The organism is Deinococcus arcticus (genome assembly GCF_003028415.1).
Taxonomy (GTDB): Bacteria; Deinococcota; Deinococci; order Deinococcales; family Deinococcaceae; genus Deinococcus; species Deinococcus arcticus.
Window position 1 is genome coordinate 26,011 of the sequence record NZ_PYSV01000001.1, and the last position, 25,629, is coordinate 51,639.

Below are 25,629 nucleotides of genomic sequence, written 5' to 3' on the forward strand. Positions count from 1 at the left end.
GGACCATTCCCGACGTGCTCACAGTGTAACCCAAAATCACTTTTTTGTAAACAGTTTTGTTTCTTTAATCCATGTTGAGGTTACAGACTGGCTGCCCGGTCATATGGCAGGCAAGGCGCGCTGGGTGGGCCTTTTTCAGGGCGGGGCCGAGGCGCTGGCTCTCACCGGGGCCCCATGAACAGAGAGAAAAAAACCGGGGCGCAGAGGCCCCGGCTCCAGTCAGGGTCCCGGGTTTACAGCTCGTCCTCGCGGCGAATCGGGAAGGCGCTGATGACACTGTCCTTGTCGGCAATGTTGATCACCTTCACGCCCTGGGCGTTGCGGCCGGTCACGCGCACCTCTTCCACGCGCGTGCGGATCACGGTGCCTTTCTCGGTCAGCACCATCAGTTCCTCGTTGCCGCCCACACGCGCCAGGGTCACCAGTTTGCCGGTCTTGTCGGTCACGTCCAGGGTGATGACGCCCATGCCGCCGCGTCCCTTGGCCGGGTAGTCGGCCACCGGGGTGCGCTTGCCCAGGCCGCACTCGCTCACGGCCAGCAGCTCGCTGTCCACGTCGCTGCCGGGCACCAGGGCCATGCTCACCACGGCGTCGTCCTCTCCGTCGCGCAGGCGAATGCCAATCACGCCCTGGGTGGCGCGGCCGGTGTCGCGCACCTCGCTGGACTCGAAGCGCATGGCCTTGCCGTTGCGGGTGGCCAGCACCACATGGTCACCATCCTGCACGATGCCCACGCCAATCAGCCCGTCGCCGGGTTGCAGGTTAATCGCAATCAGGCCCGCCGACGTGATGTTGCCGTAATCGGTGATCATCGTCTTTTTCACGATGCCGTTCTTGGTGGCGAAGATAAAGCAGCCCGCCTCGTCAAAGCCCTTCACGCTCAGCACGGAGGCGATGTTCTCGTCCTCGCGCAGACTGGGCAGCAGGTTGCGGATGTGCGTGCCCTTGGCGTCGCGCCCGGCTTCGGGCAGATCGTAGATCTTCTCGTGGAACACGCGCCCGGCGTCGGTGAAGAACAGCAGGTAGTCGTGCGTGGAGCCCACGAACACGCGGGTGTTCACGTCTTCCTCGCGCAGCTTGCCGCCCGATGCGCCGCGCCCGCCCCGGCTCTGGGCACGGTAGGCGTCCAGCTTGGTGCGCTTGAGGTAGCCGGCCTTGGTCATGGTAATCACCATGTCTTCCACGGCAATCAGGTCTTCCTTGCTGATGTCCTCTTCCAGCAGCGTGATGGTCGAGCGCCGCTCGTCACCATAGCTGTCGCGCACGTGGCGGATCTCTTTCTTGATCTCGCGCCACAGCAGCTTCTCGTCGCCCAGGATGGACTGCAGGAAGGCAATCGTCTTTTGCAGTTCGTCGTACTCGCCCTGCAGCTTCTCGCGCTCCAGGCCCACCAGACGCTGCAGGCGCATGTCCAGAATCGCCTGCGACTGCACCTCGGTCAGGCCAAAGCGGGCCATCAGGGCGTCGCGCGCCTCGGCGCCGGTGTTACTGGCGCGGATCAGGCTGATGACCTCGTCAATGTGGTCCAGCGCCCTGAGCAGCCCTTCGAGGATGTGGGCGCGTTCCTGCGCCTTGTCCAGGTCGTACTGGGTACGCCGGGTCACCACGTCGCGGCGGTGCGCCAGGAAATACTGCATGGTGTCAATGAGCGGCAGCACGCGCGGCTCGCCGTTCACGATGCTGAGGTTGATGATCGTGAAGGTGCCCTGCAGCTGGGTGTACTTGTACAGCTGGTTCAGCACCAGCGTGGGAATCGCGCCGCGCTTGAGGTCAATCACAATGCGCACGGGGTCCTTGCGGTCCGATTCGTCACGCAGGGCGGCAATATCCGGAATCTTGCCCGCCTTGTACATGGCGCTGATGGTCTGAATCAGGTTGGTCTTGTTCACCTGGTACGGAATCTCGGAGATGATGATCTGGGTGCGGCCGTTCTTCTCGTCAATGCGGGCCTTGCCGCGCACCTTCAGGCCGCCGTGGCCGGTGGCGTAGGCTTCGCGGATGCCCGCCTTGGAGATGCGACCGCCCGTGGGGAAGTCCGGGCCCTGCACATGCGCCATCATGTCGTCCAGGCCCAGGTTCGGGTTCTCGATCAGCGCCAGCAGGCCGTTGCAGATTTCCGTGAGGTTGTGCGGCGGAATGTTGGTTGCCATGCCCACAGCAATCCCAGAGGCCCCGTTGATCAGCAGGTTGGGCACCGCGCTGGGCAGCACCGAGGGCTCCACGGTGGTCTCGTCGTAGTTGGGCTTGAGGTCCACCGTTTTCTTTTCCAGGTCGGCCAGGACTTCCTCGGCCACCTTGGTCATGCGCGCCTCGGTGTAGCGCATGGCGGCGGGTGGGTCGCCGTCAATGGACCCGAAGTTGCCCTGCGGGTGAACCATCGGGTAGCGCATGTTCCACCACTGGCCCAGACGCACCATGGCGTCATAGATGCTGCTGTCGCCGTGCGGGTGGTACTTCTTCATGACCTCGCCCACCACCGAAGCGCTCTTGGCATGCTTCTGGTTGGCGTACAGCCCTTCAAGCATCATCGCGTACATGATGCGGCGCTGCACCGGCTTCAGACCGTCGCGCACGTCGGGCAGCGCGCGGTCCACAATCACGTTCATGGCGTAGTTGATGAAGTTGGTCTTGACTTCGCTGGTGATGTCAACAGGATAGATTCCAGTCATGTGGCTCCAGTCGGGGGGCTGGGCGGGGGGTCAGGGGACAGCCGCCGCAGCTCAGAATGTCGAGGCCCGGCCTTTCCGGGAATGGAGATATTCTATCACGAGATTCTGTTTCAAGCGTAATAGAACCGGCTCCCTCAGTACCGGCTATTGTAGCGCAACAGCGCCGCTGCGGTCGCGCTTTCATCCCTGATCCGGCTTCCGAAACATTCCGTCACGCGTCACAGAATGTTTCCGGCCGGAAGGCCTCGGAGAGCTGGGCCGCAGAGAGGGAAAAGAAACAGATGTCCGGAACTGGACGGAATACGCACAAGGCCCCGCCGTTGTCGCCCGCCGCTTCTGGCCGGGCCGCGCCGCGCCTCCCACTCCCCCCATTGGCCCCCACTGCGCCCTGTCCCGGCTGTTCGGCCCGCAGCGGCTGCGGGCCCTTATGATGTTCTCAGCATGCTCGATCACCTCTCCCAACTTGTTAAAGACGTGGACGGCGCGTGGGCTGCGGCCATCGCCGGGCTGGACGGCCTGCTGATTGAAGGCCACAGCACCACCGATACCGATCTGAGCCTTCTGGTCGCGGAGCACGCGGGGCTGTTCCGGGTGGCCCGGTCCGCCTATGACACGACGCTGGGCGGCGGCCAGACGCGCGAGCTGTACGTGCGGGGCGAGCGGCTGGCGGTGTACCTGCACCCCATCAAGACCGATTATTTCCTGCTGCTGGCCATTGACGGCCGCAGCAACTTGGGGCAGGCGCGGCTGTATGGCCGCGACGCCGCCCGCAAACTGGAGGCCACGCTGTGATTCTCGATTCCCTGCGCACCCTGCCCGGCGTGGTGGCCGCCGCCCTGGTGGGCCCCGACGGCCTGACCATTGAAGGCCACGGCGACGGCGGCGACGCTCTGGCTGCCGAACTCAGCGCCCTGCGCGTGGGCATGGACCGCACCTGTCGCCGCCTGGGGGCCGGCGAGGTGACCCGCATCGCCTTTACCAGCGAGCGCATTGAGGTGGTGGCGGTGACCATTGCCGACTTCATTCTGGGCGCGGCCATGACGCGCGGCACCGACACCCGCACCGCCCAGCAGACCCTGGCCCGGATTGTGCTGGAGCTGCCCAACCTGCCGCGCACGGAGGGCGCGTGATCGCTGAACTGCTCTCGGTGCGGGGGGTGCGGCACGCGGCGCTGGTGTCGGCCGACGGACAGGTGGTGGCCAAGGCGGGCCTGGGCGACGAGCAGACGGCCGCCGAGCTGACCCTGGTGGCCGCCGGGCGCGCCGTGATTGGGAGCCTGCAAAGCAACCTCAAGAGTGCCGGCTGGCAGGAACTGCTGCTGGACGTGGAGGGCGGCCCGGTGCTGCTGACCCCGCACGGCGACCAGATTCTGCTGACTGCCTTTGACGAGGTGAGCAGCCTGGGCCGCGTGCGCTTTGCCGTGCGCCGCCTGCTGGGCAACGCCTGATACGGATTCCGGATAATCCGTTACAGCCCCTCCGCGTCGCTTCGGTGCTTCCACTGCTATCCGTCACCGTTTCTCCTTCTCCCTTCGGTCGGGTTAATCAGTTATTCCATAACTGATTAACCGGAATCCTTATGAGACGGACTGCCGTCTGGAACGCCCATCATCCGGAATAGAGCCGGATTGCTCACGCCACGCCCGGGGGGACGTGTGGCTCTCCCTCGCGCTACGAATCAGCTTTCCGATTCCGCTCGAATGGAATCGTTTCTGCCAACGATTCCACCGGAGTCTGTATGAGACGGAGGCCCTGAGCCCGGCGCTGCTTCCTGGGGGCGCTGCCGTGTCCCGCTCTGGCCCCCCGGCCCGGGCGGGATCTTCATTTGTCCCTGCCGCGCCGCGCTAGCGTGGGGTCATGATGGACCGCCCCCGCCGCCTGCGCCGCACGCCCGCCCTGCGCGCCCTGACCCAGGAGGTGCAGCTGCACCCCTCTCAGTTCATTCACCCCATCTTTGTGCACGAGCGCGAGGAGGTGACGCCCATTGCCACCATGCCGGGGGTCTCCCGGCACTCGGTGGCCAGCGCCGTGGCCCAGGCCCGTGAAGCCCTGGCCCTGGGCGTGCCCAGCGTGATTCTGTTTGGTATTCCCGACCACAAGGACGCGCTGGGCACCCAGGCGTACGCCGCAGAGGGCATCATCCAGCGGACCACGCGCGCTATCAAGGCGGCGGTGCCCGGCCTCACCGTCATGGCCGACACCTGCCTGTGCGAATACACCGACCACGGCCACTGCGGCCCGCTGTGCGAGGTGCCGGGCCTGGGCGGCGCCGACGCCTGGACCGTGGACAACGACGCCAGCCTGTCCCTGTTGGCCCGCACGGCCGTGTCGCAGGCCCAGGCGGGGGCCGACGTGGTGGCCCCCAGCGCCATGATGGACGGCCAGGTGGGGGCCATTCGCGCGGCGCTGGACGAAGCGGGCTTTCCGCACGTGCCGATCATGAGCTACGCCGTGAAGTACGCCAGCGCCTACTACGGCCCCTTCCGCGACGCGGCGGGCAGCGCCCCCGGCGTGGGCAACCGCGCTGGCTACCAGATGAACCCGGCGGGGGGCTACCGCGAGGCCCTGCGCGAGGCCCGCCTGGACGCAGCACAGGGGGCCGACACCCTGATGGTCAAGCCAGCCCTGGCCTACCTGGACGTGCTGAGCCTGCTGCGCCGGGAATTCGATCTGCCGGTGGTAGCCTACAACGTCAGCGGTGAGTACGCCCTGATCAAGGCGGCGGCCCAGGCTGGCTACATGGATGAGCGCCGCACGGTCCTGGAAACCCTGACTGGCATGCGCCGCGCGGGCGCCGACGCAATCATCACCTACCACGCGCTGGACGCCGCAAGGTGGCTGCGCGAGCAGGGCCCCGCATGACCAGCGCACAGAGCCCCATTCGCGTGGACTGGGTGCCCACCAGCCTGTGGCCGGGCCAGCTGGGGCTGACCTTCGCGCCCGGCAAGAAGGGCGGCAGCCTGTACCAGCCGGGCGTGACCCATGACCGGGAGGTGACCGCTGACGTCCAGGCCCTGGCCCAGATGGGTGCCAACGTCCTGGCCCCACTGCTGGAGGACTTTGAGTTTGACCTGCTGGGCATGGAGGGCTACCACGCCGCCGCCCAGGCCCACGCGCTGGAACTGGCCCCCTTTCCCATTCCTGATGGGCGTGCGCCGCTGGATGCTGCGGCATTCGCCGCTTATCTGGATGAGCTGATGACCCACCTGCTGGATGGGCGCCGGGTGGTCGTGCATTGCCGGGGCGGCCTGGGCCGGGCCGGGCTGACGGCCGCCTGCCTGCTGGTTCAGGCGGGCCTGGGAGCGCAGGCGGCAATTGACCTCGTGCGCCAGAGCCGCAGTCCCCACGCCATTGAAACAGCCGGGCAGGAAGCGTTTATCTACGCCTTTGCCGGGGAGAATACGGCGGCGCCTTGAGTGGGCTCCCCACCCGGCAGACAGCTCACCTGGAAAAGCCCAGCTCGTTTCAGACAAGTTCCGGAAAATTCCTTAACACATTACGGAATGTTTCCGACCGGAGGGACTCACAGAGCTGCGGAGCAGAGCAGGAAAAGAGACGGATGTCCGGGCATTGGGCTGGAACAGCGCCGAAGGCGGGGAACATCCGGCTCTTTCCCGGATGTGACGGAAATGGACGGCAGTCCGTCTCAGTTCATCGGCACGCTGTGGGCCTCCAACTGCGCCCGCAGCGCCGCGCTGAACGCCTCCTCGTTCTCCGGGCTGCTCAGGGTCAGGCGCACCGCCTCGCCCTGCTGACGGTGAAAGAGCACGCGGCGCCGTTGCCGGCCTGCGCCCCACTGCGCGCGCCTCAGGTCCTCCCAGCGCAGGGTGTGGCGCACCGCCCGGTAGGCCAGCGGGTCACGCTCCATGAAGGTCAGGCCCCCGGCGCTGAGCTGTGGGGGCCAGCGCAGCAACTGCGCGGTGGTCCAGTTGACATACAGCAGGTAAGGTCCCAGGCTCAGTGCCACCCACCCCACCCAGCCCTCCATAAAGCCGCTCAGGCCGCCCCAGGCAAACGCCAGGGCCAGGGCCGGTCACCAGCACCATGGCGCCCCTGGTGCTGCGGATGTACGCGGGCCGGTAAGTGCCGGTCAGCCGGTGGTCGGCAGGCCGGAGGGGGGCAGCGGCAGGCGCAGGCATGGGCCCAGCCTGGCGAAGAGGCGGCGGCGGCAAGCCCAGAGCTGAGCCGCCCCAGCGCCTCACGCCCGCCGGGCCCGCGCCCTCTACACTGGGCGCACCATGACCCCTGCTTCCAGACTGACCGGTGCCGCGCTGCTGGGCGCGGCTGTCCTGACCTTGCTGGCGGCCTGCGCCCCGACCATGACCGCCGCCACGCCAGGCCGCCTGGTGAACACCCAGACCGGCGAGGAGGGCACCGTCACCTTCACACGCGGCACCCTCTCGCCCCGTCTGGGCGACCCCTTTGCGCCGGACAACGCCACCCTTCGGATCGGGGGCCGCACCTATACCGGGCGCACCTACCTGATTGGCAACGGCAGCCTGCCCGGCGGCCTGGGCGTCAGCGTGGCGTTCGGGGCCTCGAACACGGGTTCGGCGCCAGCCGCCTTCGAGACGGCCACCCGTGTGGATGCCGGGCGCCCGGTGCCGGCGCTGACGGGCAACCTGATTGCCCGGGCGCAGGGCGAGCCCCCGGCTCTGCTCACCTGCACCCTGACCGTGGACGCCCAGGAACGCGGCATTGGCGAGTGCTTTGACGGCGCGGGCGTGCGCTACGCCCTGCAGTTCTGATAAGGATTCCGGTTCATCAGTTATGCAATAACTGATGAACCCGACCGGAGGGAGGAGGAAAAACGGTGACGGAGAGGAGTGGAAGCACCGCAGCGAAGCGGAGGGGCTGCAACGGATCATCCGGAAGCCGTATGACCCGCTTGCCAGAGCGGCCCACCATTGTCTGCCTGTGCGGCAGCGTGCGATTCCTGGCGGAATTCGACGCCGCCTCGCTGGCCGAAACGCTCGCCGGCCGCATTGTCCTCAGTGTGGGCAGCCACCGCCAGCGCGACGAGGAGGCTTTCAGCCACCTGCCGGCTGGGGAGCGGGCCGCCGCCCTGAACCGCCTGACCGAGCTGCACCGCTCCAAGATTGACCTGGCCGACGAGATTCTGGTGATCAACCCGGGCGGCTACGTGGGCCACCACACCCGACAGGAAATAGAGTACGCCCGGGCCCAGGGCAAGCAGGTGCGCTGGCTGGAAGAAATCCAGGTGTCCGGCCCCTGACCGGCAGTTGGGCCTGAATCTGAGATGCCTCCCCCTCTGGAAGTGAGGGTGCGTGCTGCGCCGGGGTGCCTAGAATGGGCCATGTCACAGCGGAAGGCGACACGGTGGAAGGGGAATCTCCTCGCTGTCGACCTGTCCCCAGTCTGGCGGGTATCCGGAACGACAGCGGTGGGCGCGGGCTGGACCGGGCGAACAGCGTCCCGGCCTGTTTCCATGCACCGGCCAGCCGAAGGCCACGCACCTGTGGCGCGGTCCGGGGCCCGGCGCCTGAATGAGTGGCTGGAAGCCGCCCGCCCTGGGCAAAGAGCGTCTGGCCCTACAGGCCCGCGTGGCCCCACGAGCAGGTGGTCGCGGAAATCCGGCGGCAGGCGGGCCGCCAGCTGGACCCGCAGGTGGCGGCCTTTGTGGCCCTGCTGGACGAGGGCCGCTGGGTGCCGGGGGAGAGGACAGTTTCCCCGGCGAGCTGAAGAGCGCCTTGATTCCGCGCCCTGCCACGGAATTGTCAGGTAGAGCCCCCTATAACTAAAGACATGGATGAGCTCTGGCAGGAACGCAACCGCAATCCCCGGTGGGTGCGCGCCGAGCTTCAGGCCCGCGCACTGTCGCCGCAGCGGGTGGTCGTGGAGGCCTATCTGGACTGGCGGGAAGGCTACCCGGACCGGGCCATGGGGCGCCTGGTGGAGGAACTGCCTGCCCTGACTGGGCGCTGGCGAGGCCGCGCGCTGAACGTGCAGGCCAGTATTCTGGCCGAAGCCCTGGAGCTGGATCAGGCCCACCTGCTGTATGCACAGGAACTGCGGGTGACCCAGGCCTGCGGGGACACAGCGGGGGAGTGGCGGGCGCGGCATGATCTGGGCAACCTGTTTCTTGATATTGCGCCCGAACGCTGTGCTGGTCCCCTGCGTGAGGTCATTGCGGGTGCTCAGGCAGCGGGCGAGATGGACACCCTGATTGTGGCTCACCTGAACAGCGCCCTGTACGCCGAAGGCCTGGGCCTGAGCGAGGTGCAGCGCGCCGAGCACCTTGCGGCGGTGCTGGCCCTGGCGGTCAACACGTGGCCGGACCTGTATGCCGTGGCGCGCGTCATCCTAGTGGAAGACGCCTTACGGGCAGGGGACGTGGCCCAGGCGGAAGCCCATATGGCCGCTGTGCGCGCGCTGCCACCCATGACCATCCGGCAGTCCTGCAGCGATCTGCTGCTGGCCGAATGTCAGGTGTGGCGGGCCCGGGGGCAGGCGGCGCGCGCGGCTGAGCTGCTGCGGGCGGAGCTGGCCCGGGTGCCGCTGGTCGAGCAGCCCCGCTTGCTGCGTCCCCTGGCACAGGCCCTGGAAGAATCGGGCGATCTGGCCGGTGCCCTGGCGGCCGAGCGGCAGCACAGTGAAGCCTGGAAGGCCGCCGAGGGCACCCGGCGCGAGCGCACCATGCGTGCGCTGGAAGTCTGGCACTGCACCTCGCAGGCCCGCGCCGAGGCCGAGCGCGAACGGGAGCGGGCCCTGCAGCTGCAGGCGGCCCTGAGCGAACTGCGCGCCGCGCACGACCAGATTCAGGAGATCAGTCGCCGCGACGGCCTGACCGGGCTGTACAACCGCCAACACCTGATGGAAGCGGGGGCCGCCGTGCTGGCCCAGGCCACACCTGCCCACCCGGCGCAGGTGGCGCTGCTGGATGTGGATAAGTTCAAACGCATCAATGACACGGCTGGGCACCACGCTGGGGATGAGGTGTTGCGCGGGGTGGCACGCCTTTTGCAGGAGGGTCTACGCCCGGACGATCTGTGTGCCCGGTTTGGCGGCGAGGAATTTGTGGTGGTGCGGCCGCCGGCGTCAGGCGCAGGCCACGAGCTGGCCCGAGATCTCTACCGGATTGGCAGGGACATGACGCAGCAGCGCTGGGGCTTGCCAGAGGGCCTCACCGTGACCGCCAGCATAGGCGTGGCCGTGGCAACGACGCCGGACCTGCAGGCTGCGCTGGCCCTGGCTGACGCCCGGATGTACGCCGCCAAGCGCGAAGGCGGCCACCGCGTGTACGGCGGCGACCCGGTGCCCGTTGGAACGGCAGTGGGCGCTTTTCAGACGAAACGCCCTTGAGCCGGAGGCGAGGAGCAAGCGGACTCGCAGCATGCCGCCGCAGTGCGAACAAGAGACCAGAAGGGGCGCCGGGGGTGCTGGTCCATTGCCGCTGCCCTTCCCAATCTGCTTTGGAAGCAGAGGCGTCCCGGATCACTCTGCTCCGCCGACAGATCGGAACAGAGCCGATGCACCGACGCCACGCCCGGAGGGCCGTGTTTCCCCTGCTCGCTCTGTAAAGCAGCTCTCCGAGTCCGTATCATACGAACTGCCGTCCATGTCCGGAACACCCGGGAAAGAGCCGGATGTCCAGGAATTTGGGGAATATCCGGCTCTTTTCCCGCTCTGCTGCGCCGCTCTGCGAGTCCCTGTGGTCGAAAAAATTCCGTCATGTATGACAGAGTTTTTCGGAACTCGTATCAGTCCATTCAAATCCAGTTCGTTCAGATCAAAGTGTTGACAACGGTGGGGTCGGCGTCCATATCGGCAGCTGGGGACAGGTGTGACCGCCTTTTCCTCAGCTGCCGCAAGAAAGCCCCGGCCATAGACCGGGGCTGTTCAGAACTGCTTGCTTATCTGCTGGCTTACGCCTGACCGTACATCACGGCGCGCTTGACTTCCTCGATCAGCTGGGTGATTGGAATATCGCGCGGGCAGGCTTCGGTGCAGTTGTACGCGGTGCGGCAGCGCCACACGCCCGTGTTCTGGTTCATGATGCCCAGGCGCTGGTGTGTGGCCTCGTCGCGGCTGTCGAAGATAAAGCGGTGGGCCTGCACAATCGCGGCCGGGCCCAGGTACGACCCGTTCACCCAGAAGATGGGGCAGGAGGTCGTGCAGCACGCACACAGAATGCAGTTGCTGGAGTGCGCCATGCGCTCGGCCTGTTCTTCACTCTGAATGCGCTCGGCGGCGGGGGCCGGCGACTCGTTGATGAAGTAGGGCATGATCGCCTTGTAGGAGTCGAAGAAGGGGTCCATGTCCACCAGAAGGTCCTTTTCCACCTTCAGGCCACGGATGGGCTCCACAGTAATGGTGCCGCCGTTCTTGGCCACATCGCGCACCAGGGTCTTGCAGGCAAGGCGGTTGCGACCGTTGATCAGCATGGCGTCGCTGCCGCAGATGCCGTGCATGCACGAGCGGCGGAAGGTCAGGCTGGGTTCCAGGTACCACTTGATGTGGTTGATGACGTCCAGCACGCGGTCGCCCGGCTGGGCTTCCACGTCGTAGGTGGTCCAGTGCGCCTTTTTGTCCTTTTCAGGGTCAAAGCGCAGAACCTTGACTTTCAGTTGCAGCATGGGGACCCCCAGAGGGGCCACCACGCCGGTATTGGTTGCAGTCTGGGTCATGGGGATTCCTTACGTGGATCAGTACACGCGGGGCTTGGGTTCAAACGCCCGGGTGAAGCCCTTGAGGGCCACCGGCTTGTAGCCGATGACGACGTTGCCGTCCTTGTTCAGGTCCTTGTAGGCCATGGTGTGCTTGAGCCAGCTCGTGTCGTCGCGCTCGGCGTAGTCCTCGCGGTCGTGCGCGCCGCGCGACTCGGTGCGGTTCAGGGCGCTGGCCGTCATGGCCTCCGCACAGTCAAGCATGAACCCCAGTTCCATCGCCTCGATCAGCTCACTGTTGTAGCGGCGGCTGGGATCAGAAACCGTGATGTTCTGGAAACGGGCCTTGAGTTCCGCATTGATCTCGACCTGACGCTGCATGTCGGGGCCGTTGCGGAAGATGCCCACGTTGTTCATCATGGATTCCTGCAGTTCCTTGCGGATGGCGGCGGCGTTGTCCTTGCCGCTGCCGCTGCGCAGGCGCTCGAACATGTCCATCGTCTCGCGCTCGGCGCCTTCGGGCATGTCGGGGAACTCTACCTGCCGGGCGTACTGCGCGGCGTAGATGCCTGCGCGGCGGCCGAACACCACGAGGTCGCCCAGGCTGTTCGTGCCCAGGCGGTTGGCGCCGTGCAGCGACACGCACGCCTGCTCGCCCGCCGCGTACAGCCCTTCAATGCTGCCGCCCGAGCCGTCACTCAGGCACAGGCCATTCAGGTCGGTGGGAATGCCGCCCATGGCGTAGTGCGCGGTGGGCTGAATAGGCACGAGGTCCTTGACCGGGTCCATGCCCAGGTAGGTGCGCGCCAGGTCGGTGATCTCGGCCAGCTTGCCTTCAATCACGTCGCGCGGCAGGTGGGTCAGGTCAATGTTGACGGCGTCCTTGTCGCGGCCCACGCCACGTCCCTCGCGGATTTCCTTGATGATGGAGCGCGAGACGATATCGCGCGGCGCGAGGTCCTTGATGGTGGGCGCGTAGCGCTCCATGAAGCGCTCGCCGGAGTCGTTGCGCAGGATGCCGCCCTCACCGCGAATGCCCTCGGTGACCAGAATGCCCAGCTTGGCCAGCCCGGTGGGGTGAAACTGGTAGAACTCCATGTCTTCCAGCGGCAGGCCCTTGCGGTAATAGATGCTCATCAGGTCGCCGGTCAGCGTCAGGGCGTTGGAGGTGATCTTGAAAATGCGCCCGTAGCCGCCCGCCGCCAGAATGACCGCCTTGGCGTGGAAGGTGTGGATCTCCCCGGTGGCGAGGTGGTAGGCCACCAGTCCCCGGCAGCGTCCCTCTTCAATAATCAGGTCGGTGACATGGAACTCGTTGAAGAAGGTGGTCCCGGCCTTGACGTTCTGCTGGTACAGCGTCTGCAGAATCATGTGGCCGGTGCGGTCCTTGGCATAGCAGCTGCGTTCCACGGCCGCCTTGCCGAAGTCGCGGGTGTGGCCGCCAAACTTGCGCTGGGCAATCTTGCCTTCAGGCGTACGCGAGAAGGGCAGGCCCATGTGCTCCAGCTCGTACACGGCGTCAATGATGTCCTTGGCGAACACCTCGGCGGCGTCCTGGTCAGTCAGGTAGTCGCCGCCCTTGACGGTGTCGAACATGTGCCATTCCCAGTGGTCTTCCTGCACGTTGCCCAGCGCCGCGCCAATGCCGCCCTGCGCCGCGCCCGTGTGCGAGCGCGTAGGGTACAGCTTGGAGATACAGGCCACGCTCACGTTGCCCTTGGCGGCATACAGCGCGGCCATCAGCCCGGCGCCGCCCGCACCCACCACCAGCACGTCATAACGATGATGCATAGTTTTCAGACTTCCTTTGTGTCCCCGCGCGGGGGCTCAGATGGAGAACAGACCCACGGTGCCGAAGGCGAACACCAGCGCCACCACGGTGTAGAACAGACCCTTGACCCAGGCGCGGTTGGGGCGTGAACGCACGTAGTCCTCAATGGAGTAGCGCGCGCCGTTGGCCCCGTGCAGCAGGGACAGCGACAGAATCAGCCAGTCGTAGAACTTCCAGGCAGGATTGGCCAGTTTGTTCACCACCGCGTCGTAGGTGGCGTCCGACTCGCTGACCTGAATAAAGGTCATGTAGATGTGGCCCAGAATCAGGAACATCAGAATCAGGCCGCTGATGCGCATGAAGATCCACCAGTTCAGCTCTGCGTTGGTGTGCGACTGCGCGCGGGCGTCGGTAAAGGTGCGGGCGCGGATCATCAGTAGCCCCCCATGATGCGCGGGTACAGCGTCCAGGCGGCGTAGGCGAAGGCGGCCACGCTGATCAGCAGCACCCCGTACCACATCTGCCGCTGGTAGGCCACGCCAAAGCCCGTGAAGTCCATGATGATGATGCGCAGGCCGTTGAACGCGTGGTACACCACGCCGGCCGTGACGAAGATCAGCCCCACACGGAACGGCCACAGGTCGTAGCGCTCGTGAATCACCATGTAGAACTCTTCACCGAAAATAAACGACCCGATGCTGAACACATGCAGCAGCAGGTAGGCCAGAATCGCCAGTCCTGACAGGCGGTGAAGCAGGAACGCCCACTGCCCCTCTCTTCCTCGGTACATCCTTAAGTCCTCCTCAACGTCGTTGCCCGGCGGCTCTGGCCGGTGCTGCCTTGTGCCCACCCACTCTAGAGCGAACGTTATGCCGAGTGGGTGACCGTTCACACCACGATTTCAGACGGGCACAAGTCTATCACCCCGCTGGGAAACCGGGCCTGCTGCTGGCCCGTCACGCAGAACAGCTCCCCCGGCCGCGCTACGCTGTTGCCCATGAGCACCAAAGACCCCACCCTGGAAGCCGAGTTCACCCGCAAGATGGTGCTGGGCATTCTGGGGACCCTGGAACAGAAGGGCCTGCTGAGTAGAGAAGAGGTGGACGGCATTATCCGCGCCGCCCGGCAGGCCGCGCAGCCCGCGCCCAAACGTCCGCTGGGCGGCCCAGCTGGCCCCAGCACCACCTGGGTCCGGCCAGGGCAAAGCCACGAGCCACTGGACCGCAGCACCCCGGTGGCCATTCCCAATGTGCAGCGGCAGCCGGAGCCGGTCAGGGCGGAACCTGCCCCGCCTGTGATTGATATTGACCTGAGCTCGTGACTGTCTTCAATGCAGCGGCGGCCCCCGGGAAGTAGGGGCCGCCGCTGCTCATAGGTTTACTTCAGGTAGGACAGGTACCAGGTTTCTGCCCCTCCGGTGAATTCACCGCGAGTGATGGCATAGGCGCCACCGCCGGTGGCCGTGACGACCTGCATCACGCTTCCCAGTTCGTAAGAAGTCACTGCGCCGGTCGCAGTGGGGGCCGCTGTGTTGATGCGGGCAACGTTATTGGGATTATCAGCTTTGCCCCAGAGAACGTTCTGATCCTTGGCGTCAAAGCCGGCCAGCGTGCTGATACTGATCGGGTACTTTGTGAGTGTGCCGTCAGCGTTCATCCGGGCGAGTTCGCTGGATTTATTGAACCACACGGTGCCGCTATTGGTCACAGCCGCACTGTAGGCGCCCTGAGCCAGCGTGAGGGTGGTCGCCGTATTGGTGACGGTGTCAAGCAGAAGCGCCTCATCGCCCAGGTAAACAGCCTTCGTCCCGTCCTGGCTCATGAAAAACCGGCCCTGGCCGGCGCTGTAGCCACTCGTCAGCGTCTGAACAGCAGTGACTGTACCCGTGGCGGGGGTCCAGATGGCCAGCATGTTGGTGTAGCCAGAAGAAGTGCTGACACGCTGGACCATCCATACGCGGCCCTGACTGTCGGCTTGAGGCGCGAAGACGGCGTCTTGAATGTTCGGGTTTGGCAGAGTGGTCTGGGTGCCGTCGTTCTTGATCAAGATCGGCGCCGACGACGTTCCATATAGTCTCTGCACCACCACCACGCCTTCTGAGCTGTGAATCAGCTGACCCGACGAGGTGTTCAGGGTACCTGTAGTGGCCGCGCCACTCATGGTAAAGCGCGAAATCTTTGTATAAGGGCCAGTGGCACTGTCGTAGCCACTGTTGGTCACCCAAACGCCATCTGTGGCGCGGACAGCGTAGCCGGCACCGGTGCCCAGGCTGATGCGTGCCGGGCGTACCGTGAGCGTGGTCGTGGAATTGCCTGGACCAGTGGAGGTATCGGCAGAGCGGTCGGGGCTGGTGACCTGGATGGTCGTAGAACCCAGTGTAGCTTCAGCTGTGGCTTGTAGCGGAATCTGAACAGTGGTGGTGGTGCCCGGCGCGACCGAAATGGTCTTAGGCGTGGCGGTCACACCAGCTGGCAGGTTCTCGATTGAGATGGTGGTGGTGCCGTTAAAGCCGTTCACGCTGGCGACATTGACGGTGACGGCCCCTGTGCCACCTTGATAAAGCACTGGGCCGTAATAGCCCTCAGAGACGGCCAACGTAACGCCGGGCTTGGGAATGGTGATGTCTACTTTGGTGCTGGCCGTGCGGCCGTTGCCGCCGTCCGCTGTCAGAGTGATCTTATAGGTGCCGGGCACCACGCCAGCCGACGCCTGCAGCGGCAGCGCCACGTACACCGAACCGTTCAGCGGTTTGGTTACCGGGGTTACGGTCACGCCCGCAGGCAGATCGGTAGCGCTGAAAGTCACGTCACCCGTGAAGCCCCCCACACCCTGCGCAGTCACATCTACATTCAAGGTGCCGCCGGGGCGCAGAATGAGGTTGTAACCGCTGGCATACAGGTTGACGCCGGGCCGCTGCGCGTTCAGGATGCCACTGGCGCTGCCCACCTCTTTACCCGCGCTGTCTTTAACAATTAGCCGGAAAGGACCATTGTAGTTGCCGCCCGTGTAACGGAAGGTCAGTTTGGTGTTCACCAGTTGCGGTGCTTGGCTCATGGCCTGAATGGACGAGGTTTGGCTCTGGGCGCTCAGGCGGGGCAGGGCGGGCAGTGACAGGGTGGCCGGCTCCACAGTCAGGCCCGGGACATCCGTGCTGAGGGTGACCTGACCAGTGTAACCGCCCACCTGAATAAAGCGGACATCCGTAGAAACCGTTTCATTGCTGGAAAATACGAGCGGCTGGGTGCTCAGTCGAACGGCCACACTGGGTTGCTCGGCAATGAAGAGGAGCTGAATGCGGTCAGCAGGGTCAGCCATGCGCATGACAAAGCCGTTCCCGCTCTGACCGTAGACCGTGGTGTTCCAGCCCGCTTTCAAGTTCAGGTCAATCGTTTCCGTCTTGCCGTCCTGGGTGGTGCAGGTGCCCTTGAAAGTGGCGGCCCGATCAGCATAGATACGGAAGAGAACCGCCCCTCCAAGTTGGGCATCGGGCCCAGAGACCACCGTCTCGACGATGTCGCCCAGCAGATCGCCCTGGGGGCTGTAAGTGTTCAGAGATGAGTTGAACAGCGTGCGGACATCTGGCGCCGAGCGCTCCACCTTGCATCCGCTCAGAAAGCCGGCACTCAGGTCGTTCATTGAGGGGGTCAGGGTTGCCAGATCCAGATTCACCGTGTTGCGCGTCAATTTGGTTGCACCGAAGAAGGGGTCCCCCACGCTTCCCACGAAGGCCTCGTCAAGCTGCAGGGTCGTGCCCGTCACCTGTCCCTTGATTCGGGTGGGCTCAAGCGGTTCACCGGCCGCCTTGTACTCCAGCGTGATGCTCTTGCTGGCATCCAGGGTGACGGTCTGCGCGGCTGGGGCAGTATAGCCGTTCACAGCGCCCGGCTCTACCTTGAGGACGGTATTCAGGGCCAGGTCGCTAAAGGTCTTGCCGCTGTTCAGTCCGCCTTCAAACAGCACGGCGTTCGTGGCAGTGTTTGTGACCTTCACGGGCGCGGTGTTCACGCCGCTCAGGTTGACGGTCAGGGTAGCTGTGTTGGGGCCTTCCGGGGGAGTGGGCTGCGGGCAGGCCGTCAGCAGCACGGTCAGGCCCAGCATGGCGGTGGTCAGGGGGAGTTTCTTCATAACCGCTCAGGATTCTAATGTCCTCCGAACCGTTTGACATGCAACTTTGCCCGGACGTGGGCTGCTTCAAGCCCACCCAGTGGGGGAAGGCAGAGCGTCAGCTTTGGGTCAGCAGGATGAGGTAGGCCCTGAGAGGAAAGACCCTCGCCGCAGGCGGCAGTTCCAGGGCCCCAGCGCTCTGGGCCACTGCTTCTCCGTTACTGTCCTTCTCTCGCGTTGAAGCTACCCTGAGCGGCCAGCGTGACCCGAAGGCCGCCCAACTGGCGAGCTTGTGCCGGCAGCTTCACGGTTTCGCCCGTTGCTGTGCAGGTAAACTCGTTGACGGTCAGGCCATCGTTGACCGGCTGCTGCGAAATCACAATCTGAAACAGTGGGGCCGTGCTGTTCAGGAGCACCGGGCCAAACGCGCGCTCCTCTTCCTGCACCTTGCCGCCCACTAGGGTGCGGTACTTCAGAGTGGCGCTGAGGTCCTCGCCAGTTCTGGCGTCCAGCACGCGCATGGTCCAGGCGACGGTGGTGCAGCGGTCCAGGGCACTCTGTTCGGTCAGCACTTCGGTGCCAATCCCACCGAAAGGAGCCGGGGCGAAGCGGTGGCAGGCCGTCATCAGGGACAGCGCCAGCAGAGGAAGGGTGGATTTCAGGAGGAGAGTCATCATGGGGAACCTCAACAGTAGATAGGAACAGCCGGGTATGGCGCCCGGCGGGCCGTTCAGAGTAAAGCGCGCGGGTCACGGCCGCTGCCTCATCTACCCGGGCCCCGCCTATCTACACCAATTCCTGTGCCCACGTACCCCACCCCGTACACTGCCGCCATGTTCAACGCCGCTGCCCACCTTCTTCTTTGTTGGGGGCGTTGAGCGCAGCCCAGCGTTCGCGTATTTGCCCCCGGCCCGAGAACAGGTGCCGGGGGTGTTCTTGTTCAGGGGGAACCATGGGAATGACGATTGCCGAGAAGATTCTGGCGGCCCACAGCGGGCATGACCGGGTGGTGCCGGGCCAGCTCATCGAGTGCGCCACCGACTGGGTGCTGTGCCACGAGATCACCACCCCCGCCGCCCTGCGCATGCTCGAAGAGCGCGGCATGGATCAGGTGTTCAACCCCGACCAGATTGTGGCGGTGCCGGACCACTCTGTGCCCGCCATGAACATCAAGGCCGCCAAGATGTACCAGAAGCTCAAAAGCTGGGTGCAGGAAAAAGGCATCAAGCACTTCTTCGACGTGGGGCGCGGCGGCATTGCCCACGTGGTGCTGGAAAACACGGGCCTGATGAAGCCGGGCCAGACCCTGGTGAGCGGCGACAGCCACACCTGCAATGCCGGGGCGCTGGGCGCCTTTGCCACCGGCGTGGGGTCCACGGACCTCGCCGGGGCCATCTACGCGGGCAAGGTGTGGTTCAAGGTGCCTGAAACCATGCTGATCCGCGTGACCGGCCAAACCCAGCCGGGGGTGACCCCCAAGGACATCGTCCTGGAAGTCATCAAGCGCATTGGGGCCGACGGCGCCAACTACATGGCGATGGAGTGGGTGGGCGACTACATTGACGCGCTGGATATGGAGGGCCGCTTCACCCTCACCAACATGGCCATTGAGGCGGGCGGTAAAACCGGCATTGTGGCCGTGGACGACACCACGCGGGCCTACATGGCGGCGCGTGGGGTCACGCCCGGGGAGTACACCGAGTACCACTCCGACCCCGACGCCGTGTACAAGGTGGTGGTAGAGGTGGACGCCCGCGCTGTGGAGCCCACCGTGGCCTACCCGCACATTCCCAGCAACGGCCGCGTGGCGGGCAGCGACCGCATTGCAGTGACGCACGCTTATGTGGGCAGCTGCACCAACGGCCGCATCAGCGATCTGCGCGACGTGGCGCGCATTCTGCGCGGGCGGCGCATCGCCGACGGCGTGCAGATGATCGTGGTGCCTGCCACCCAGGCCATCTGGAAACAGGCGGCGCAGGAAGGACTGCTGGAGGTGTTCGTGGACGCGGGCGCCAGCGTCAGTTACCCCAGTTGCGGCGCCTGCCTGGGCATGCATTCCGGGGTGCTGGGGCCGGACGACGTGTGTATTTCCAGTTCCAACCGCAATTTCGTGGGCCGCATGGGTGACCCCTCGGCGCAGATTTACCTTGCCAGCCCGGCCACGGTGGCGGCCAGCGCCATCGCCGGCTTCATCAGCGATCCGCGCGCGTACAACGCGCCAGCGGCGGTCTGACCGTGGGCTGCGCGGTCCATCCCGCCCCGCCCCACGGTCTAAGCTAACCGCTATGGGAGAAGCCAAACGCCGCAAACAACTGGGGCTGATGCCGGCCGTGCATCCGTTCGAAGCGCACATGGACGCGGAGGGTACGCTCACCTTCAGCCGGGCGCCTGAAGACGCCGGGCTGCGGGAGCGGCTGGAAGGGGCCCTGAAGCTGGCGCACCCTTACGGCGCGGCCTGGGCCAGCGCCTACCGCACGCGGCTGGTCATGCACGGCGGGGTGGACCGCTTTCTGGACACCGCCGAGGACGTGGCCACCATTCCGGTGCCCGCCCACCGCCGCTTTGTGGGCGAAGTGGCCCTAGGCGCCGCGCCCGAAGACCGCGACCTGCGCATTGAGGGGGGCCGGGTGCGCGTGCGCGAGGAGCAGCATTCCTTCGACGGCCAGAAATGGCAGGCCTTTCCCGCCAATACCGATCCGCGCCGGGCCGTGCAGTACCTGATGCAGCACCCCGCCGCCAGCTTGCAGGGCGACGTGGTGGCCACCTTCCGCGCCGAGGTGTGGCGCGAGGGCCGCGTGGATGTGGACCCCGAACCGCCCACCGATCTGCTGGAGCCGCTGGAGGTGCTGGCCCGCGAATGGTGCGGCCAGGACGACGCTGAGTGGCTGGAAGTGCACCGGGATGCCCTGGACGACGCGGGGGTCCAGAGCCCGCAGGCCAAGCGCGTGACCTTTGACCTGCGTCAGCCCGCGCCCCTGCAGTCGCCCCTGAGCCTGTCGTTTGCCACCCTGGGCAATGTGGAGGTGACCCCGGCGCCCGGCGGCGCGAGTTACACCCTGGACGGTGAAACCTGGGTGTCCTACGAGGACGGCGAGACCGTGGAGGACGGCCTGCCGCCCGAACTGGCCCAGATTTTCGACCTGGAGACGGTGGCGGTGACGGTGCATGCCGACGGCCGCATCGAATGGGACGAGAACGAGGTGCCCGGGGAAGACCAGGACCGGCTGCGCACCGAACTGCGAGAGGCCACCGGCGCGGGCGACCCCGCCGCCTGGGCCGCGTGGACTGCCGAACTGCTGACCTCCACCTTTGCCGAGGAACTGCAGGTGCCGGACGGCCAGCGCCTGCCGGTGCCGGCGGCCGTGCGCCTGGACATTCCCACCGACGCCCTGCGTGACCCCGATCCCCTGGCCCAGACCTTCATGGAGTCCGAGGTGAGTTTTGACGGCGTGACCTGGCGCGACCTGTACGGCGAGGACCTGCCCGAAGAACTGCGCGCCTTTACCCCCGGAGACGCCTGAAATGACCCTGGGCGGCCTGCTGACCGTGGGCACCGCCCTGTGGAGCGCCTGGGTGGGCTACGGCCTGTGGCGCTGGCCGGCCGCGCGGGGTCAGGCCCTGCTGAGCAGCGTGCTGGTGGGTGTTCCGGCCGCCCTGCTGATGAGGTACACCCTGGCGGAATCGGACATGTGGGACCACATGTCTGGTCCGTACTCGCTGCTTGTCTGGCCGCTGCTGTGGCTGCTCTGCCTGATTGGCGCCACGTTGCTGCGCCGCCAGCGCCCTGCCATGTGGCCGGTGGTGGGCCTGCCCGCCACGGGGCTGCTCACTGCTCTCCTGGCCTTTTTCGCCTCTGTCTAAGGAGCCCGCTATGCCCACCGTTCATGTCTTTGCCCGCAACCACATCAACACCGACGAGATCATTCCCGCCCGCCACCTCACCACCGACATAGAAGCCGAACTGGCCAGATACGCCATGGAGGACTACGACAAGGACTTCGTGAAGCGGGTCCAGGTGGGCGACATCATCGTGGCGGGGGCGGATTTCGGCTGCGGCTCCAGCCGCGAGCATGCGGTCTGGGCCCTGCGTGGCGCTGGCGTGGCGGCCGTGATCGCCCCCAACTTCGCGCGCATCTTTTACCGCAACGCCATCAACAACGGCTTTCTGGCCCTGGAATGTGAGGGCATCGTGGCCGCCTTTCAGGACGGCGACCCGGCCGAGCTGGACCTGACGGGCGGCACGGTCACGAATACCCGCACCGGGCAGACCCTGCGCTTTGTGCCGGTGCCCCAGTTCGCCCTGGACGTGCAGCAGGCTGGCGGCTGGCTGGAATACATGAAAGAGGGCGCAGGTCGTGGGCTGTAGGTTCTAAAGACGTTGCACCTCACGTTACGACTTTGCAGGAGAGCACCGCAAAGTCTCCACTCCCGGTGCAACGTCCTTTTTTCGATACTCGCTCTGCGGCGCAGCTGTTCCAGCCCGCTCGGTTGATCTCAAGATCAACAGCGAGCTACTTAGCTCCTGTCCCACAGCCCACACCCCCCAACAAGGAGTTCCCCATGCCCAAGATCATTACCCTGCCCGGCGACGGCATTGGCCCCGAAGTAACCGCAGCGGCGGTGGCGGTGCTGCGCGAGGTGGCGCCGGACGTCATTACCGAGGAACACGCCATTGGCGGCGGCGCCTTTGACACGCACGGCGACCCCTTTCCCCAGCGCACCCGCGACGCCCTGCAGGACGCCGACGCCGTACTGCTGGGCACCGTGGGCGGCGCGCACGACAGCCCCTGGAACCGCCTGCCCCGGCACCTGCGCCCGGAGTCCGGCCTGCTGGCGCTGCGCAAGGCGCTGGGGTGCTACGCCAACCTGCGCCCGGTGCGGGTGCAGCCGGGCCTGGAACACCTCTCGCCCCTCAAGCCCGAACTGGCCCGGGGCGTGGACATTCTGATTGTGCGCGAGCTGCTGGGCGGCATCTACTTTGATGGCGACCGCCGCCTTGAGGGCCACGTGGCCTACAACACCATGCGCTACACCACCCCAGAGGTGGAGCGGGTGGCGAAAGTGGCTTTCTGGGCGGCCGAACAGCGCAAGGGCCGCGTGACCAGCGTGGACAAGGCGAACGTGCTGGAGGTCTCCGAGCTGTGGCGCCGCGACGTGCAGGCGCTGCGCGACCGCGAATACCGCTCCATTCACCTGAACCATGAATACGTGGACTCAGTGGCCATGCTGATCGTGGCCAACCCCAGCCGCTACGACGTGGTGGTAACGGAAAACCTGTTCGGGGACATCCTTTCGGATCTGGCGGCCGTGATTCCCGGGAGCCTGGGGCTGATGCCCAGTGCCTCGCTGGGTGACGGTCCGGGGTTGTTCGAGCCCATTCACGGCAGCGCACCCGATATTGCCGGCCAGGGCATGGCCAACCCGGCCGCCGCCATTCAGAGCGCGGGCATGCTGCTGCGCCACGGCTTGGGGCGCCCCGACGCCGCCAACCAGGTGGACCGCGCCGTGGCCCTGGCCCTGCGCCAGCACCCCACCCGCGACCTGGGCGGGCAGGCCGACACCCAGACCTTCACCCAGGCGGTGCTGCGCGCCCTGGAAACCTCGCCAGCGGTGGGGTGAGGGGTTGTGGGTCGTGGGGTGTAGGACAAGAAAGGAGGCAGGAAGCGGTGCGCAGGAGAGGGGAGTGGGAACCGCGGAGGAAAAGACGGCGCACGGTGTTGTGCTTTTGAACGTCGAACCTGATAGGCCGCACCGGGCCTGCTTGCCCCCGTACCGCCCAGGTGCAGACGAGGCTGTCGAACGTGGCCCCACTCGCTCGGGGACCGCCCCTCTGCGGGGCAGCTCTGCACGTCGCTCCTCTTGATTCGGTGACAGAGGCTGACTCGCGCTGAGGTCCGAAGGGCGCGGGCCATTGCGTGGCGGCGAAGGATGGTGCCGAGGCCGGACACGCCAACGAATGGAGCAAGGCCGCCAACCCCAGTAAGAACTCTTGCCCAGCGCAGCGGAAAAGCCCCCCCCTCTACTGCGCAGCTCTGCGTGTCCGGGGGAGGGGGGCTGGGGCAACCTCCGCAGCTTCTCCAAACCACCCCAACCATGGGGTCAGGTCGCCAAGCCTGGCCCCTTCTCTCGTGTCCCACGTAACGGGCCTCCTGTTCCCCAACCCACCCACTGCTCCATCCTGGGCCCATGACTGCCGCCGTCGCCTTTCCTGCCCCGGGCCGCATTCCCTACCCCGGGGGCTGTGTGCTGGAACCGGCCCCCTACGCGCTGGACTGGCTGCTGCGCTGGGCCGCCGATGTCGTGGTGGCGGGGCAGCTGCATCCCCAGACGCCGGTGGCCCCGCTGCTGCAGGCGCTGCTGCGCGACCCAGGCGCGCACGGGATTACCCTGGCCGACGCCCAGGCCGCGCGTGACCGCTTTCTGGCCCTGGCTGGCCCCGCGCTGGAGGCCGAGGGTGGCCGGACGGAGTGGCTGGCGCGTGAACTGAGCGGCGCGTGAGTGACGCCTGGATTGAGCGCCTGCCGCCGCTGAGCCCGCAGCCCGGCGAGACCCGGCGCGCCCTGGTGGCCCGCACCCTGCGCGAGGCCGCAGCGCGCGGTCTGGTGCCCCAGGGCACGCGCCTGCCCGGCCACCGCCGACTGGCCGAGGCGCTGGGCGTGTCGCGCAACACCCTGGTGGACGCCCTGGAACAGTTGCAGGCCGAGGGCTACGTGCGTGCTCAGGGCCGCAGCGGTACGGTGATGGCCGCCCCGCCCCTGGGGGCCCCGCCGCCCTCCCCGGCCCCCCTGCCCCTGAGCCGCTGGGCCCAGCGCGCCCTGGCCGGGCAGGTGGAGGAAGCGGGCGGGCCCTTTGCCGTGGATTTCCGCGTGGGTCAGCCGGTGCCGGAACTGTACCCGGAGCGCGCCTGGACCCAGGCCCTGGCCCGGCGCGCGGGCGACCAGCCCGCCCACGAGGACGCCGGCAGCCTGGGGCCGCTGGCCACCCGCCGGGCCCTGGCCGCTCACCTGAACGCCGGGCGCGGCGCGCAGGTCACCCCCGAGATGGTGATGCTCACCGGCGGCACCCAGAGCGCCCTGGACGCCCTGGCCCGCGTGTTTCTGGAACCCGGGCGGGTGGCCGCCGTGGAGGACCCCACCTATCCCGGCGCCCGCGCGGCGCTGGCCGCCACCGGGGCCCAGGTGGTGCCGGTGCCGGTGGACGCGCAGGGAGTGCAGCCCGGTCAATTGCCGGCCGGGGCCACGCTGGCGTATGTCACGCCGGGCTGCCAGTACCCCACGGGGGTGCCGCTGGGCGCGGCGCGGCGTCAGGCGCTGGTGGTGTGGGCGCGGCGCACCGGGGCCTTTGTGCTGGAAGACGACTACGCCGCCGATCTGCACCACACCGGGCGCCCCCCAGCCGCGCTGCAGGGGCTGGCCCCTGAACAGGTGATTCTGCTGGGCAGCTTTAGCAAGAGCCTGGCGCCGGTCACGCGCAGCGGCTTTCTGGTGGCCCCGCCAGAAGTGCTGCGCGTGCTGGCCGCCACCCGGCCCCTCACCGACCGCTTTCCGGCGCGGCTGGACGCCCTGGCCCTGGCTGACGTGCTGGGCAGCGGCGCCTACAGCCGCCACCTGCGCCGCGCCCACGAGGTGATCGCCCGGCGGCAGGCGGCCCTGTGCGCGGCCCTGCAGCGCGCGCTGCCCGGCTGGGCCCCGGTGCCGGTGGCGGCCGGGCTGCACCTGTACCTGCCGCTGCCCGCGCCCTGGACCGAGGCCGAGGTGCTGGCCCGCGCCGCCCGCCTGGGCGTGGGCCTGAGCGCCGTGGGGCCGCTGGCCAGCGGGGCCTGCGCGCCCGCGCTGCTGCTGGGTTTTGCGCATCTGCCCGAACGCACCCTGCAAGACGGCGCCGCGCGGCTCTCGGCGGCCCTGACCTCCTGAACGCGGCGGGGGCGGGCGAACCGGGGCCCGCTTCCTGGCGCCGCGCCCCTGGGTGGGGGAGGGGGTCTTCACGGGACCTTCAGACGGAGTACACTACCGGGAATGCGGTTGCTGCTTGCTGCTCTGGCCCTGGTCCTGACGCTGATGTACTTCACGTTCGGCCTGCGCTTCGGCTACGTGACCCTGACCCCGACCTATATGCTCAACGCCACCGGGGAAAGCCGCTACGGCCTGAACGCCTTCGACGAAAAGCAGACCCTGGGCATGCGCGGGGTCTGCGAGGTGAACCGCGGCACCATCACCCTGCGCCTGCTGGACCCCCGGGGCGTGCAGGTGGCCGGGCAGGTGTGCCCCAAGGGCGAATGGGGGCTGAATGTGCTGGCCAACGGCGCGCAGGGCAAATACGAACTGGTCGTGGAGTACAGCAGATTTACCGGCAAGCTGGACATCAAAGAAGCCCGGCAGTAGGACGGACTCCGCTCCCGTCGCTTTTGTCAGCGCTTCAAGCCGAGCGGACTTGTCAGACGGACTGCCGTCCATTTCCGT

The 25,629-nt window shown here is 66.6% G+C and carries 26 protein-coding genes; 18 read left to right on the plus strand and 8 right to left on the minus strand.

Annotated elements, in window-relative coordinates; all coding sequences use genetic code 11:
* Positions 1 to 233: 233 nt before the first annotated feature.
* On the minus strand, positions 234 to 2,669 hold the full coding sequence (gene gyrA / locus C8263_RS00105; RefSeq protein WP_107136071.1) for a DNA gyrase subunit A: 2,436 nt from the start codon (positions 2,667 to 2,669) through the stop codon (positions 234 to 236).
* Between the two features lie 441 nt (positions 2,670 to 3,110).
* Between gyrA and C8263_RS00110 the strand changes: the two genes are divergently transcribed.
* The 5 genes from C8263_RS00110 (at position 3,111) to C8263_RS00130 (ending at position 6,084) form a co-directional block, all read left to right on the plus strand.
* Positions 3,111 to 3,461 (plus strand): roadblock/LC7 domain-containing protein, encoded by a 351-nt coding sequence (locus tag C8263_RS00110; RefSeq protein ID WP_107136072.1) that lies wholly within the window; start codon positions 3,111 to 3,113, stop codon positions 3,459 to 3,461.
* Positions 3,458 to 3,799: a roadblock/LC7 domain-containing protein gene (locus C8263_RS00115; RefSeq protein WP_107136073.1), complete on the plus strand. Its 342-nt coding sequence runs from the start codon at positions 3,458 to 3,460 to the stop codon at positions 3,797 to 3,799. The genes C8263_RS00110 and C8263_RS00115 overlap by 4 nt, the downstream gene beginning before the upstream one ends.
* Positions 3,796 to 4,116, plus strand: coding sequence for a roadblock/LC7 domain-containing protein (locus C8263_RS00120; RefSeq protein ID WP_107136074.1), 321 nt, complete (start codon positions 3,796 to 3,798; stop codon positions 4,114 to 4,116). Before C8263_RS00115 ends, C8263_RS00120 begins: the two co-directional genes overlap by 4 nt.
* A gap of 409 nt (positions 4,117 to 4,525) precedes the next feature.
* Positions 4,526 to 5,530: a porphobilinogen synthase gene (hemB, locus tag C8263_RS00125; protein ID WP_107136075.1), complete on the plus strand. Its 1,005-nt coding sequence runs from the start codon at positions 4,526 to 4,528 to the stop codon at positions 5,528 to 5,530.
* Positions 5,527 to 6,084, plus strand: a complete 558-nt coding sequence (locus tag C8263_RS00130) for a cyclin-dependent kinase inhibitor 3 family protein (RefSeq protein WP_107136076.1) — start codon at positions 5,527 to 5,529, stop codon at positions 6,082 to 6,084. The genes hemB and C8263_RS00130 overlap by 4 nt, the downstream gene beginning before the upstream one ends.
* 230 nt (positions 6,085 to 6,314) lie before the next feature.
* Here the strand turns inward: C8263_RS00130 and C8263_RS00135 are convergent, their stop codons facing one another.
* Positions 6,315 to 6,635: a hypothetical protein gene (locus C8263_RS00135; protein ID WP_146160535.1), complete on the minus strand. Its 321-nt coding sequence runs from the start codon at positions 6,633 to 6,635 to the stop codon at positions 6,315 to 6,317.
* Between the two features lie 271 nt (positions 6,636 to 6,906).
* Between C8263_RS00135 and C8263_RS00140 the strand changes: the two genes are divergently transcribed.
* The 4 genes from C8263_RS00140 (at position 6,907) to C8263_RS00155 (ending at position 9,991) form a co-directional block, all read left to right on the plus strand.
* Positions 6,907 to 7,416 (plus strand): hypothetical protein, encoded by a 510-nt coding sequence (locus tag C8263_RS00140; protein WP_107136078.1) that lies wholly within the window; start codon positions 6,907 to 6,909, stop codon positions 7,414 to 7,416.
* 131 nt (positions 7,417 to 7,547) lie between these two features.
* Entirely contained in the window at positions 7,548 to 7,904 is a 357-nt protein-coding gene (locus tag C8263_RS00145; protein WP_107136079.1) for a hypothetical protein, read from the plus strand.
* Positions 7,905 to 8,179: 275 nt separating this feature from the next.
* A complete protein-coding gene (locus tag C8263_RS00150) occupies positions 8,180 to 8,371 on the plus strand; it encodes a hypothetical protein (RefSeq protein ID WP_107136080.1) in 192 nt (63 codons plus the stop codon).
* A 63-nt stretch (positions 8,372 to 8,434) separates the two neighbouring features.
* On the plus strand, positions 8,435 to 9,991 hold the full coding sequence (locus C8263_RS00155; RefSeq protein WP_107136081.1) for a GGDEF domain-containing protein: 1,557 nt from the start codon (positions 8,435 to 8,437) through the stop codon (positions 9,989 to 9,991).
* 563 nt (positions 9,992 to 10,554) lie between these two features.
* Here the strand turns inward: C8263_RS00155 and C8263_RS00160 are convergent.
* From C8263_RS00160 to sdhC, 4 genes are read right to left on the minus strand one after another with little or no spacing between them, the layout of a single operon-like run.
* On the minus strand, positions 10,555 to 11,316 hold the full coding sequence (locus tag C8263_RS00160) for a succinate dehydrogenase iron-sulfur subunit (protein ID WP_107136082.1): 762 nt from the start codon (positions 11,314 to 11,316) through the stop codon (positions 10,555 to 10,557).
* Positions 11,317 to 11,334: 18 nt separating this feature from the next.
* A complete protein-coding gene (gene sdhA, locus C8263_RS00165) occupies positions 11,335 to 13,086 on the minus strand; it encodes a succinate dehydrogenase flavoprotein subunit (RefSeq protein ID WP_107136083.1) in 1,752 nt (583 codons plus the stop codon).
* 36 nt (positions 13,087 to 13,122) lie between these two features.
* A complete protein-coding gene (locus tag C8263_RS00170) occupies positions 13,123 to 13,500 on the minus strand; it encodes a succinate dehydrogenase hydrophobic membrane anchor subunit (RefSeq protein WP_107136084.1) in 378 nt (125 codons plus the stop codon).
* Positions 13,500 to 13,916, minus strand: a complete 417-nt coding sequence (gene sdhC / locus C8263_RS00175; protein ID WP_269845081.1) for a succinate dehydrogenase, cytochrome b556 subunit — start codon at positions 13,914 to 13,916, stop codon at positions 13,500 to 13,502. Before sdhC ends, C8263_RS00170 begins: the two co-directional genes overlap by 1 nt.
* Before the next feature lie 147 nt (positions 13,917 to 14,063).
* On the opposite strand from sdhC, the gene C8263_RS00180 reads away from it, so the two are divergent.
* Positions 14,064 to 14,387: a hypothetical protein gene (locus tag C8263_RS00180; protein ID WP_107136086.1), complete on the plus strand. Its 324-nt coding sequence runs from the start codon at positions 14,064 to 14,066 to the stop codon at positions 14,385 to 14,387.
* Between the two features lie 56 nt (positions 14,388 to 14,443).
* Here C8263_RS00180 and C8263_RS00185 read toward each other — a convergent pair whose 3' ends face one another.
* Together C8263_RS00185 and C8263_RS00190 are read right to left on the minus strand one after the other, a co-directional pair.
* Entirely contained in the window at positions 14,444 to 17,071 is a 2,628-nt protein-coding gene (locus tag C8263_RS00185) for a COG1470 family protein (protein WP_146160536.1), read from the minus strand.
* 317 nt (positions 17,072 to 17,388) lie between these two features.
* On the minus strand, positions 17,389 to 17,847 hold the full coding sequence (locus C8263_RS00190) for a hypothetical protein (RefSeq protein ID WP_146160537.1): 459 nt from the start codon (positions 17,845 to 17,847) through the stop codon (positions 17,389 to 17,391).
* A gap of 275 nt (positions 17,848 to 18,122) precedes the next feature.
* Between C8263_RS00190 and C8263_RS00195 the strand changes: the two genes are divergently transcribed.
* The 8 genes from C8263_RS00195 to C8263_RS00230 all read left to right on the plus strand — a co-directional run bounded on the left by C8263_RS00195 (position 18,123) and on the right by C8263_RS00230 (position 25,551).
* Positions 18,123 to 19,403, plus strand: a complete 1,281-nt coding sequence (locus C8263_RS00195; protein ID WP_107136089.1) for a homoaconitate hydratase family protein — start codon at positions 18,123 to 18,125, stop codon at positions 19,401 to 19,403.
* Positions 19,404 to 19,455: 52 nt separating this feature from the next.
* Positions 19,456 to 20,691 (plus strand): hypothetical protein, encoded by a 1,236-nt coding sequence (locus C8263_RS00200; protein ID WP_107136090.1) that lies wholly within the window; start codon positions 19,456 to 19,458, stop codon positions 20,689 to 20,691.
* A gap of 1 nt (position 20,692) precedes the next feature.
* Entirely contained in the window at positions 20,693 to 21,031 is a 339-nt protein-coding gene (locus C8263_RS00205; protein ID WP_107136091.1) for a hypothetical protein, read from the plus strand.
* Between the two features lie 10 nt (positions 21,032 to 21,041).
* Positions 21,042 to 21,536 carry a 3-isopropylmalate dehydratase small subunit gene (locus C8263_RS00210; RefSeq protein WP_107136092.1) on the plus strand — a complete coding sequence of 165 codons (495 nt, stop codon included), beginning with the start codon at positions 21,042 to 21,044 and terminating at the stop codon, positions 21,534 to 21,536.
* Positions 21,537 to 21,730: 194 nt separating this feature from the next.
* A complete protein-coding gene (gene leuB, locus C8263_RS00215; protein WP_107136093.1) occupies positions 21,731 to 22,789 on the plus strand; it encodes a 3-isopropylmalate dehydrogenase in 1,059 nt (352 codons plus the stop codon).
* A gap of 567 nt (positions 22,790 to 23,356) precedes the next feature.
* Entirely contained in the window at positions 23,357 to 23,668 is a 312-nt protein-coding gene (locus C8263_RS00220; RefSeq protein WP_107136094.1) for a hypothetical protein, read from the plus strand.
* A complete protein-coding gene (gene pdxR, locus C8263_RS00225; protein ID WP_233218550.1) occupies positions 23,665 to 25,083 on the plus strand; it encodes a MocR-like pyridoxine biosynthesis transcription factor PdxR in 1,419 nt (472 codons plus the stop codon). Before C8263_RS00220 ends, pdxR begins: the two co-directional genes overlap by 4 nt.
* A 102-nt stretch (positions 25,084 to 25,185) precedes the next feature.
* A complete protein-coding gene (locus C8263_RS00230; protein ID WP_107136095.1) occupies positions 25,186 to 25,551 on the plus strand; it encodes a hypothetical protein in 366 nt (121 codons plus the stop codon).
* Positions 25,552 to 25,629 lie beyond the last annotated feature (78 nt).

Excerpts from the sequence above, each read along its gene's own strand:
- C8263_RS00160 (WP_107136082.1), bottom strand. The coding sequence starts at position 11,316 with ATGACCCAGACTGCAACCAATACCGGCGTGGTGGCCCCTCTGGGGGTC.
- C8263_RS00210 (WP_107136092.1), top strand. The coding sequence starts at position 21,042 with ATGCCCACCGTTCATGTCTTTGCCCGCAACCACATCAACACCGACGAG.
- C8263_RS00190 (WP_146160537.1), bottom strand. The coding sequence starts at position 17,847 with ATGATGACTCTCCTCCTGAAATCCACCCTTCCTCTGCTGGCGCTGTCC.
- C8263_RS00110 (WP_107136072.1), top strand. The coding sequence starts at position 3,111 with ATGCTCGATCACCTCTCCCAACTTGTTAAAGACGTGGACGGCGCGTGG.
- C8263_RS00170 (WP_107136084.1), bottom strand. The coding sequence starts at position 13,500 with ATGATCCGCGCCCGCACCTTTACCGACGCCCGCGCGCAGTCGCACACC.
- leuB (WP_107136093.1), top strand. The coding sequence starts at position 21,731 with ATGCCCAAGATCATTACCCTGCCCGGCGACGGCATTGGCCCCGAAGTA.
- sdhA (WP_107136083.1), bottom strand. The coding sequence starts at position 13,086 with ATGCATCATCGTTATGACGTGCTGGTGGTGGGTGCGGGCGGCGCCGGG.
- C8263_RS00230 (WP_107136095.1), top strand. The coding sequence starts at position 25,186 with ATGCGGTTGCTGCTTGCTGCTCTGGCCCTGGTCCTGACGCTGATGTAC.
- C8263_RS00220 (WP_107136094.1), top strand. The coding sequence starts at position 23,357 with ATGACTGCCGCCGTCGCCTTTCCTGCCCCGGGCCGCATTCCCTACCCC.
- hemB (WP_107136075.1), top strand. The coding sequence starts at position 4,526 with ATGATGGACCGCCCCCGCCGCCTGCGCCGCACGCCCGCCCTGCGCGCC.
- C8263_RS00155 (WP_107136081.1), top strand. The coding sequence starts at position 8,435 with ATGGATGAGCTCTGGCAGGAACGCAACCGCAATCCCCGGTGGGTGCGC.
- C8263_RS00205 (WP_107136091.1), top strand. The coding sequence starts at position 20,693 with ATGACCCTGGGCGGCCTGCTGACCGTGGGCACCGCCCTGTGGAGCGCC.
- C8263_RS00200 (WP_107136090.1), top strand. The coding sequence starts at position 19,456 with ATGGGAGAAGCCAAACGCCGCAAACAACTGGGGCTGATGCCGGCCGTG.
- C8263_RS00195 (WP_107136089.1), top strand. The coding sequence starts at position 18,123 with ATGGGAATGACGATTGCCGAGAAGATTCTGGCGGCCCACAGCGGGCAT.
- C8263_RS00140 (WP_107136078.1), top strand. The coding sequence starts at position 6,907 with ATGACCCCTGCTTCCAGACTGACCGGTGCCGCGCTGCTGGGCGCGGCT.
- C8263_RS00145 (WP_107136079.1), top strand. The coding sequence starts at position 7,548 with ATGACCCGCTTGCCAGAGCGGCCCACCATTGTCTGCCTGTGCGGCAGC.
- C8263_RS00180 (WP_107136086.1), top strand. The coding sequence starts at position 14,064 with ATGAGCACCAAAGACCCCACCCTGGAAGCCGAGTTCACCCGCAAGATG.
- C8263_RS00130 (WP_107136076.1), top strand. The coding sequence starts at position 5,527 with ATGACCAGCGCACAGAGCCCCATTCGCGTGGACTGGGTGCCCACCAGC.
- gyrA (WP_107136071.1), bottom strand. The coding sequence starts at position 2,669 with ATGACTGGAATCTATCCTGTTGACATCACCAGCGAAGTCAAGACCAAC.